This is a genomic window from Rhodococcus sp. EPR-134, from assembly GCF_001647205.1.
GTDB classification, from domain to species: Bacteria; Actinomycetota; Actinomycetes; order Mycobacteriales; family Mycobacteriaceae; genus Rhodococcus_F; species Rhodococcus_F qingshengii.
In genome coordinates, this window is record NZ_LVCT01000296.1 from 1 (window position 1) to 9,983 (window position 9,983).

The 9,983-nt window shown below is 63.0% G+C and carries 7 protein-coding genes; 3 read left to right on the forward strand and 4 right to left on the reverse strand.

What is annotated here, in order from left to right; all coding sequences use genetic code 11:
- A partial coding sequence (glsA, locus tag A2J01_RS13500; protein ID WP_064112886.1) for a glutaminase A occupies positions 1-1,490 on the reverse strand: 1,490 nt, incomplete at its 3' end.
- Positions 1,491-1,742: 252 nt separating this feature from the next.
- On the opposite strand from glsA, the gene dxs reads away from it, so the two are divergent.
- The gene (dxs, locus tag A2J01_RS13505) at positions 1,743-3,689 is read left to right on the forward strand and encodes a 1-deoxy-D-xylulose-5-phosphate synthase (RefSeq protein WP_042449918.1); all 1,947 of its coding nucleotides are present in this window, start codon (positions 1,743-1,745) and stop codon (positions 3,687-3,689) included.
- 97 nt (positions 3,690-3,786) lie between these two features.
- Here the strand turns inward: dxs and A2J01_RS13510 are convergent, their stop codons facing one another.
- Positions 3,787-5,229 (reverse strand): sugar porter family MFS transporter, encoded by a 1,443-nt coding sequence (locus tag A2J01_RS13510; protein ID WP_007732869.1) that lies wholly within the window; start codon positions 5,227-5,229, stop codon positions 3,787-3,789.
- A gap of 350 nt (positions 5,230-5,579) precedes the next feature.
- Positions 5,580-6,596 carry an iron-siderophore ABC transporter substrate-binding protein gene (locus A2J01_RS13515; RefSeq protein ID WP_064112887.1) on the reverse strand — a complete coding sequence of 339 codons (1,017 nt, stop codon included), beginning with the start codon at positions 6,594-6,596 and terminating at the stop codon, positions 5,580-5,582.
- 124 nt (positions 6,597-6,720) lie between these two features.
- Between A2J01_RS13515 and A2J01_RS13520 the strand changes: the two genes are divergently transcribed.
- A complete protein-coding gene (locus tag A2J01_RS13520; RefSeq protein ID WP_064112888.1) occupies positions 6,721-7,272 on the forward strand; it encodes a TetR/AcrR family transcriptional regulator in 552 nt (183 codons plus the stop codon).
- Between the two features lie 102 nt (positions 7,273-7,374).
- Positions 7,375-8,946, forward strand: a complete 1,572-nt coding sequence (locus tag A2J01_RS13525; RefSeq protein ID WP_082900863.1) for a GMC oxidoreductase — start codon at positions 7,375-7,377, stop codon at positions 8,944-8,946.
- 65 nt (positions 8,947-9,011) lie between these two features.
- Here A2J01_RS13525 and A2J01_RS13530 read toward each other — a convergent pair.
- The coding region (locus A2J01_RS13530; protein ID WP_197494219.1) for a 3-hydroxyacyl-CoA dehydrogenase family protein at positions 9,012-9,983 on the reverse strand (972 nt) is incomplete at its 5' end.

The window sequence follows — 9,983 nt, forward strand, 5'->3', positions numbered from 1 at the left end:
GCGATCTTCTCGCCGCGGGCATAGGTTCGCGTCTCCAGTTCTGCGGAGAATCCCTCGATCTGCGCCGCGGACAGAGCATCGAGAACTGGGTGGTCCTCGATCGAGATCGTCGACGCCTGCCGATCGGCCTCACAATGCACCGCAAGCAGCGTGTCTTCGCACCACTGCATGGCGGAATCGAGATCGGCAAAAACCCGACCACTTCTTCTGGCGGGGTCGATGCTCGAACTTCGTTGTCCCAGCAGTCCTTGCGGATCGACGACGGCCACCGCACAAGCCTGCTCGGCCAGTTGAACCTGCAGTGCAGTGATCATGCGCACCGCGACGTCGCTGGCGTCGTCGACGCGGCGGACGTCGATGACGACAACTTCGAGGCCCTCGTCCACCGAGCCGATTTCGCGGACCGCCGATTCGGCACCGGTGAAGAGGAGATCGCCGTGCAGTTCGTAGACCCGGCTGCGCTTGCCGACGTCGTCGAGCACGGCTTGTTCGGTCGGGGTGCGTCGTACTCGCGACGGTGCTTCGATGACGCTGTATCTGGCCCGGATCGACGAGCGTGACGCCCGCGTCACGTGGAGGAAGTGCAGTTCGAGTTCCTTCGACAGTGCCCGGGCAGAAGCAACTCCGCGAACACTGTTGCCGTGAACGTCGAGCCTGGGGGAGTACACGGCGATGCCGATCTGGCCCGGCAGAACCGCCAGCACTCCGCCGCCGACGCCGCTCTTGGCCGGCAATCCGACCTCTACCAGCCACTTGCCGGCGCCGTCGTACATCCCGCAGGTTGCCATGACACTGAGGACCTGTTCGACGCCTGCGGGTGCCAGCGCACGCTCGTGGGTGAGCGGATTGACGCCGTTGTTCGCCATCGTCGCAGCCATCAGACTCAGATCACGGCAGGTCACGTCGATCGAACACTGACGGAAGTACAGGTCGACGGCCTCGTCGGGATTGCCGGTGATGACGTCGAAGGATCGCAGCATGTGGCCGATCGCACGGTTGCGGTGACCGGTGCGGGCCTCGGAGGTGTAGACGGCTTCGTTGAAGGTCAGCTCGCGGCCTGCGTATCGCGAGTACGCCGAGCGGATGCGCTCGAAGCGGGCCTCGGGATTCGGTCCGGCAACCAGTGATGCAGCGGTGATCGCCCCGGCATTGATCATGGGGTTTCGTGGCCGTTCGGTGAGCGGGTCGAGGCTGATTTCGTTGAACGGCTCGCCGGATGGTTCGACGTCGATTTTCGCGGCAACCGCCTCGCTTCCTCGATCGGCGAGAGCCAAGGCGTAGGTGAAGGGCTTCGAGATCGACTGAATGGTGAACGGGATTCGCGAGTCACCGATCTCGTAGACGTAACCGTCTACGGTGGCGATGCAGATTCCGAACGAATCGGGGGCGACCGCCGCGAGTTCGGGAATGTAGTCGGCCAACTCGCCTTCGTCGAGTGATCGGACTTCGTCGAACACTCGCGTTATCAGGTCGTCGACCACAGTTCCCATACGTCGACCTTAAGCTGACATGGCGGTCGTTTTGTGGAACAAGAGTTGCCGAGTCGATCGCAACGGATCCCATTTGTCTGTGATTGCGATCACGAGCGATCCGCGGGATTTCGCTGTTACACGAAGTCACACCGGAATCGGGCCGAGTCCGCGTGTCGGTTCGCCGGAACGCTCCGTAGACTGGCAGCACTGTCGCGAAGACAGCCGCGGCGCGCACCGGTGCAGCTGTGAAGCACGGAGGGAGCGATCTCGTTGGGTGTTCTTGCCCGCATTCAGGGTCCTGACGATCTACGTCAGTTGAGCCACGCCGAGATGACGGAGTTGGCCGACGAGATTCGTGAGTTCCTCGTGCTGAAGGTCGCTGCGACCGGTGGTCACCTCGGGCCCAACTTGGGCGTCGTGGAGTTGACCCTCGCACTGCACCGAATTTTCGACTCGCCGCAGGACGCGATCATCTTCGACACGGGCCATCAGGCCTATGTACACAAGATCCTCACCGGTCGTCAGGATCAGTTCGACACTCTGCGTAAGCAGGGCGGACTGTCCGGGTATCCGTGCCGCGCCGAGAGCGAACACGACTGGGTCGAGTCCTCACACGCTTCCGCCGCGCTGTCCTATGCCGACGGCCTCGCGAAGGCCTTCGCGTTGACGGGTCAGAATCGCCACGTAGTTGCCGTCGTCGGTGACGGCGCGCTGACCGGCGGAATGTGTTGGGAAGCTCTCAACAACATCGCGGCAGGCAAAGACCGTTCGGTGGTGATCGTCGTCAACGACAACGGTCGCTCGTACGCACCGACCATCGGCGGACTCGCCGACCATCTCTCGGCACTGCGCACTGCGCCGAGTTACGAGCGCGCCCTCGACAGCGGCCGACGCATGGTCAAGAGACTGCCCTGGGTCGGGCGCACTGCCTACTCCGTCCTGCATGGGATGAAGGCCGGTCTCAAGGACGCGGTCAGCCCTCAGGTCATGTTCACCGATCTGGGTATCAAGTATCTCGGACCGGTGGACGGACACGACGAAGCCGCCATGGAATCGGCATTGCGCCGGGCAAAGGCCTACGGCGGACCGGTCATCGTGCATGCCGTCACGCGTAAGGGCAACGGTTACGCACACGCCGAGAACGACGTGGCCGATCAGATGCATGCCACCGGCGTCATCGATCCCGTCACCGGTCGCGGCACCAAGTCGTCCGCGCCGGACTGGACGTCGGTCTTCTCGGCCGCATTGATCGAGCAGGCTTCGCGTCGTGAGGACATCGTCGCCATCACCGCGGCCATGGCCGGGCCCACCGGCCTCGCGGCATTCGGTGAGAAGTTCCCCGACCGCATGTTCGACGTCGGTATCGCCGAGCAGCACGCGATGACCTCGGCCGCCGGTCTTGCACTGGGCGGACTTCACCCCGTCGTTGCTATCTACTCGACCTTCCTCAATCGGGCTTTCGACCAGTTGTTGATGGACGTCGCTCTGCTCAAACAACCGGTGACAGTCGTGCTCGACCGCGCCGGGGTCACCGGAGTCGATGGTGCCAGCCATAACGGGGTCTGGGATCTTTCGCTGCTCGGAATCATCCCCGGGATCCGTGTCGCGGCACCGCGCGACGCCGACACACTGCGGGAAGAGCTGGACGAGGCACTTCTCGTCGACGACGGCCCAACCGTCGTTCGTTTCCCGAAGGGCGCTGTACCCGAAGCGATTCCGGCCGTGAAGCGACTCGACGGAATGGTCGACGTTCTCAAGTCCAGCGAGGGTGAGCGCGGCGACGTGCTCCTCGTCGCGGTGGGCCCGTTTGCATCCCTGGCACTCGAGATTGCCGAGCGGCTCGACAAGCAGGGCATCTCGGTTGCCGTCGTCGATCCGCGGTGGGTTCTGCCGGTCGCGGATTCGCTGGTGAAGATGGCGGACAAGTACGCCCTCGTGGTCACCATCGAAGACGGTGGTCTGCACGGCGGCATCGGTTCGACGGTCTCGGCCGCGATGCGGGCAGCCGGAGTGCACACGTCGTGCCGCGACATGGGCGTTCCCCAGCAGTTCCTCGATCACGCCAGCCGCGAAGCCATCCACAAGGAACTCGGACTCACGGCTCAGGACCTCTCCCGCAAGATCACCGGCTGGGTGGCGGGGATGGGTAGCGTCGGCGTCCACGTCCAGGAAGACGCGTCCTCGGCTTCGGCTCAGGGCGAAGTCGCGCAAGGCTGACAGCTCGTCTCACGATAATCTTCACTACGATCTCGAAAAGCGTTGGCCCACGGATCAATCCGAGGGCCACCGCTTTCGGTGAAATCGTGAGAGTTCGCTACTGGACGGATTCGAGTGTGCTGCCTCGCGTTTCCTTCACGAACCTCAGGACGACGAACAGCGACAACACTGCCATGACGGCGTAGCCGGCATAGGTGTACGACAGATTCCAATCGGCCAGTGCCGGGAACGTCCAGGAGACCAGGAAGTTCGCGACCCAGTTGGTGGCGGTCGCAATTCCTACTGCTGCAGCACGCACGCGGTTGGGGAACATCTCGGAGATCAACACCCAGACCACCGGGCCCCAGGACAAGGCGAAGAAGAACACGAATGCGTTCGCCCCGATAAGAGCGATAGTGGCATTGGCTCCGGTCAGCGTCGCCACAGATTCGCCGATCTCGTTCTTGGTCACTGTTGCCGAATGGAAACAGAACGCTGCGGTGCCCAGAGAGATGGCCATACCGGCGGATCCGACCAGCAACAGCGGCTTTCGACCGACCCGGTCGATGACGGCGATGGCGACGAACGTACCGACGATGTTGACCAAGGCGCTCACGACGCTGATCAGCAGGGACCGGTCTGCGCCGAATCCGACCGCCTGCCAGAGGGTGCTCGAGTAGTAGAAGATCACGTTGATGCCGACCAACTGCTGCAACGCGGCGAGTGCAATACCGACCCACACCAGATGGGAAACCCCGAGCCGCTTCGAGAAGAGTTGGCGGACTGTGGTCTTGGCTTGCTTCTCCGTCAGAGATTCGCGGATCTCGTTCATGCGTTCGGTGACGGCGTCGTGATCTCCACCTTCGAGATCGGAGATGATCTTGCGAGCACGATCGTCCTTACCCTGCGCCACGAGGAACCGTGGAGATTCGGGAATCGTGGTTGTCATGATCAGGTACAGGACTGCGGGAACCGCCTCGAGCATCAGCATCCACTGCCAGGCTTCGAGGCCTGCGATCTGATTGCGATCACCACCGGCCGCGGCCTGGAGGGCGTAATTGACCAACTGCGACACGGCGATTCCGAGAACGATCGCCAGTTGGTACATCGAGCCGAGACGTCCGCGAATCGCGGCGGGGGAGATCTCCGCGATGTAGGCCGGGGCGATGACTGACGCGAAACCCACTGCCAGGCCGCCGACCACGCGCCAGAACGTGAGGTCGTAGACGCTGAACGGAATTGCGGAGCCTACGGCGCCGATGATGAACAACACCGCGGCTATCTGCATGACGCGGATGCGGCCGAGTCGGTCGGCGAGTGTGCCTGCGATCCAGGCGCCGAGTGCTGCGCCGAGCAGAGTCAGTGAGACCGTGAGCCCGGTGCCCGAGGCGCCGATGTCGTACTTGTCTCGGATCGCACCGACCGCCCCGTTGATGACGGCGGTGTCGTATCCGAACAGAAAACCGCCGAGCGCGGCGGCGCCGGCGAAGAGCACTGCATGTCCGACGTCGGCGCGAGTAGCGCCTGATCCTCCGCCGGAGGCGGTTCCGCTGAATGCCATTCCTGCCCCCTCAAAGGCCCTACGGTCGACACCCCGATGCGCCGATCCATCCGCGAGCACTCTGCACGCTACGCCCACCGGGGCAGATTTGGCGGGGACTCACGCGCCGTTACCCAGCTGAGTCCATTCCCGCAGCGAATCAGCTTGACACAGTAATGTCGTATTGATTGCAGTTAGTATGCAAACAATATGGTAAGTGCAGGTGAGGGCGCTTTACTCGCCCGAGCGGCGCTCGGCTTTTGCTGCAATGTCTTCGAGATCCTTCGCCATGAATTTCCGGGTCACCCGCCTCTCCGGCGAGCCGTTCGATACGGATCACGCCGGAGAGGGTTGTCGGGAAAATCTCGTTTCTAGGCGGAGGCGCGCTTTGCGGCTTCGCTCAACGTCGGTGTGATCTGGCCGAGGACCCACGGCGTGCTCAGGACGTTGACGTTGCTCAGTCCGCCGATGACCCGGGTGTCGCTGAGGAATGCGGTGGATCCACGCTTGACCGCGCCGAGTCCACCGACTGCGGGTATGCCGGACGGATCACCGGAGCCGTCGGTGAAGCCGACGATCACATCGGCGTCGATGTCGGCGATGTTCTCGTAGGAGATCGTCTTGAAGAACGATCCACCTGCATTGTCCGCGGCTAGCTTCTCGACGCCCGGTGCGTTGACGAACCCGAGTTCGGTCAGCACCTGGACCCGCGGATCAGTGGGCAGATAGACGTTGATGTTGCTCGAATCGGTGTCGAAGTTGACCACTGCCAATGTCTTTCCGGCGAACTCCGGGTGGGCTGTGGCGGTATCGGCGAGAGTCGCGTCGAGGCCGTCGACGAGCTTGTCGGCCTCTTCGCTCTTGCCGACTGCCTTGCCGACGATGCGGGTCTGGTCCTGCCAGGATGTCTGCCAGGCCGCGCCGGGGTAGGCGGCCGTCGGTGCGATCTTGCTCAGTTGGTTGTAGACGGATTCCTCGAAGCCCTCGTACGGCGCGAGGATGACGTCGGGGGTCAACGACGCGATGGACTCGATCGGCGGTTCTCCGCTGGCCGGCATGTCGAAGAGCGTTGTCTTGTCCGCGTCGAAGTAGTCCTGCGCCCAGGGCATGACGCCGTTGTCGTCCGCGCCGTAGGTGTACTTGGGCTGTCCGACCGGAGTCAGATCGAGTGCGTACAGGATGTCCTGCGCGTTCCATCCGAGGGTGACGACGCGCTCGGGCTTCGAGTCGATGGTCGTGGTGCCGAAGGTGTTCTCGATGCTGACGGGGAATCCGTCCGTACCTTGGGATGGCGTGGATGTGCCTGAATCCGAGGAGCACGAGACAAGTGCGGTGACCGCGATTGCAGCCGCACCGAGGGCAGTGAAGCCCCGAACAGAAGTTTTCATGAAGGGCAGCCTAACCTACTGAATTTCGGCAGCCAAACGAAACCGATTGTGCCGTTTATGCAGGTGGGAGTCGGATCTGGACCGCGTTTCTCAGTGCACCGTTTCGGTGGGCAATACTTTCCTCGTGCGATCACAGCAGAAGATTCTCGGTGCCGCCCTCGGACTGATCGAAGGTGGCGGATTCGACGCTGTGAACATTGCCGCAGTTGCCACCGCGGCCGGTGTCTCGCGCCAGACGGTGTACTCGATTTTCGGCACACGTGAAGAGGTCGTCTCCCAGGCGATGGGCGGTCTCGCTGTCGAGGTTCTCGGGGAGATCACGGCACAGGTGGAGTCGGTCGACACGGCGTGTGACTACGTCGTCGAATTCATCGTTGCCGCGCGAACTGCCGTGCGTGCTCACCCGGTGCTCGCGACTCTGCTCCTCGCCGAGCGGGGAAACCCTGTCTTCGATCTCGAAATGATGAGTCGAGCAATACCTTTCGCTGGTCAGATGCTCACCCCTATGGTCGAACGTGGCCTCGCCACCGAGGCGGAGTTGGATGAGATAGTGGAAATTGCCGTGCGACTGGGGCTTTCGGTTGTTGCATTCGACAGTGACCTCGTACATTCCGACGACTCCTTGCGGGCCTTTCTCTCGAGGTGGCTCGGGCCCGCAATCCGGTCGACCTCGTAGTTCCTTGCCTGGTCCGCCAAAACCTTGACACTCGAGCGTTAGAGTGTCTAGTTTTGGCGTGCCCGGAATTCTCTGGCGACATTCTTCGAGGGAGCACCAGTCATGTCCGGAGTGAAACGTAGATCGTTCTTGGCCGGTACGGCCGCCGTGGGAGTCGCGATGATGGCGCCACGCACTGCCAAGGCTGCAACAGGGATTCCGCTGACCCGTGAGGAACACCGTGTCGTCGTCGTGGGGTCGGGATTCGGCGGCGGGGTGACGGCACTTCGCCTGGCCGAGGCGGGGGTTCCGGTCACTTTGCTGGAGAGAGGGATTCGGTGGCAGACCGGGCAGAATGCCGAGACTTTTCCGCACCCAGGCAGTCCGGACAAGCGCATCCTCTGGCATCAGTCCAACCCGACTCTGTTCGGCAGGCCGGCGATCTTCGAGCCATACGCGGGTTTGTTGGAGACGGTGATCGGTGAGAACATGACCGCGATCTGCGCAGCCGGTGTGGGCGGCGGATCGCTTGTGTACCAAGGGATGACGCTGCAACCGGAAGAAGCGGTCTTCAACACGCACTTTCCGGAGGAGCTCGATTACGCACGAATGGACCGCGTCCACTACCCGCGGGTGGCGCGGATGCTGCAAGTGGAAACTGCACCAGACGAACTGATTTCCAGCCCGAACTACGAGGCGGCACGTGTATTCGCGCGTAACGCAACGCGTTCCGGTCTACCCGTGTCGAAGATTCCGATGCCGATCGACTGGAACTTCGCGTTGGCCGAACTGAGGGGTGAGATGAAGCCGTCTTACACCAACGGTGACGGCGCGCTCGGTGTGAACAACGGTGGCAAGCATTCGGTGGATGTCACCTACATTGCGGCTGCGGAAGCGACCGGATTGGTGAATGTGGAGACTCTGCACCAGGTCACCGATGTCGAGCGGGTCGCCGACGGGCGGTGGCGCGTGTACGTGGACCGGACCGACATTTCCGGCAAGATTCTCGAGAACAAGATCTTGACGACGGATGCGCTCGTGATGGCTGCAGGCAGCATGAACACCACCAAACTCCTGGTCCGCGCCGCGGCGACGGGGCGGATCACGGATCTGCCGGACGAGCTCGGCGCAGGGTGGGGGACCAATGCCGATCGGATCTACATCTGGTCGGATCTCGCCGAGAACTTCGGTGCGACGCAGGGCGGGCCGGTCGTCTACGGCAGCCGGAACTGGGACGACCCGCATAACGCGTTCACCGTCATTCAGGCGTCGTTCCCGCCCGTTGCGTTCGACGCTCACAGCACGGTGATGGTCGGATTCGGTGTGAGCCGCGACCGAGGTCGGTTCGTGTACGACTCGGCGCGGGGTGAGGCGGTGCTCCGTTGGCCGAAGGACGGGGATTCGGCGATCCAGCAAGGCCACATCGGACCTGCGGCCCAGCAGATCGCGGCAGGAGGACTGCTCACCGACACCAACGCGTTACTGCCGTCCACCTGGCATCCCCTAGGCGGTGCCTGCATGAACTCGGTGTGCGATCTTGATGGGCGGGTTCTGGGCCAGCGGGGGTTGTACGTGCTCGACGGCGCTCTGCTGCCGGGAAACTCCGCTGCGTGCAATCCGTCGATGACTATCGCCGCAGTGGCGGAGCGCGCGCTCGAGAACATCGTGAAAGACGATGTGGGAACACTCTTCTGAGCCTGCAGAACGTCACGGACGGCGTACCCGAGGGCACGCCGTCCGTGACGGGTCGATCGACTGACTCAGACGCTGGCAACACCGGGCGCGAGGAAGCGCTTGCCGTTGACGGCCTCGGAGGTACCGGTCCGGTCCAGGTACGGCGTGATGCCGCCGTTCCAGAATCCGAATCCGCCGCCGAGCAGCAGGCAGAGGTCGATGTCCTCGGCTGCCGCTACGACGCCCTCGTCGAGCATGATCTGAATTTCCTCGGCAAATGCACGACGTGTGCGCTCGAGGACCTCTTCCGAAGTGGACACCTTGTCACCCTGCGGCCACAGTGCGGCGACCTCGGGGTCGACGGCCTGACCGTTCTCGCCCCAGGTCCACACGCCGGGCTTGCGGGCCTCGACGAGTGCTTCGAGTCCGGGTGAGCTCTTGAACCGGTCCGGGTACGACTCCTGCAGGGTCTCGCCGGTGTGCAGTGCCACTGCGGGTCCGACGAGTGCCAGCAAGGTGAACGGCGACATGGGCATGCCGAGTTCGGCGATGGCATTGTCTGCGACGTCGAAGGGGGTGCCTTCGTCGACGGCGGACATGACCTCACCCAAGGTGCGGGTGACGAGGCGGTTGAAGACGAAGCCGGCCTTGTCGCCGCAGAGGACGGCGGACTTCTTCAGCGACTTCGCGGTGGCGAAAGCCGTTGCCAGAGTGGCATCATCGGTCTTGCTGCCCTGGATGATCTCGAGGAGGGGAAGAACGGCCACCGGGTTGAAGAAGTGGAAGCCGACCACACGCTCGGGATGTTCGAGGCCGGACGCCATCTCCGTGATGGAGAGCGAAGACGTGTTGGTGGCGAGGATGGTTTCGGGAGCGATGAACTGCTCGAGTTCCGCGAAGACCTTCTTCTTGACGTCCATGTTCTCGAAGACGGCTTCGATGACGAAGTCGGTCTTGGCGAACGCGGCCTTGTCGAGGGAGCCGGAGACGAGCGCCTTGAGGCGGTTCGCAGCGTCGGGGGACAGGCGTCCCTTGCCCTGGAGCTTCTCGATCTCGGT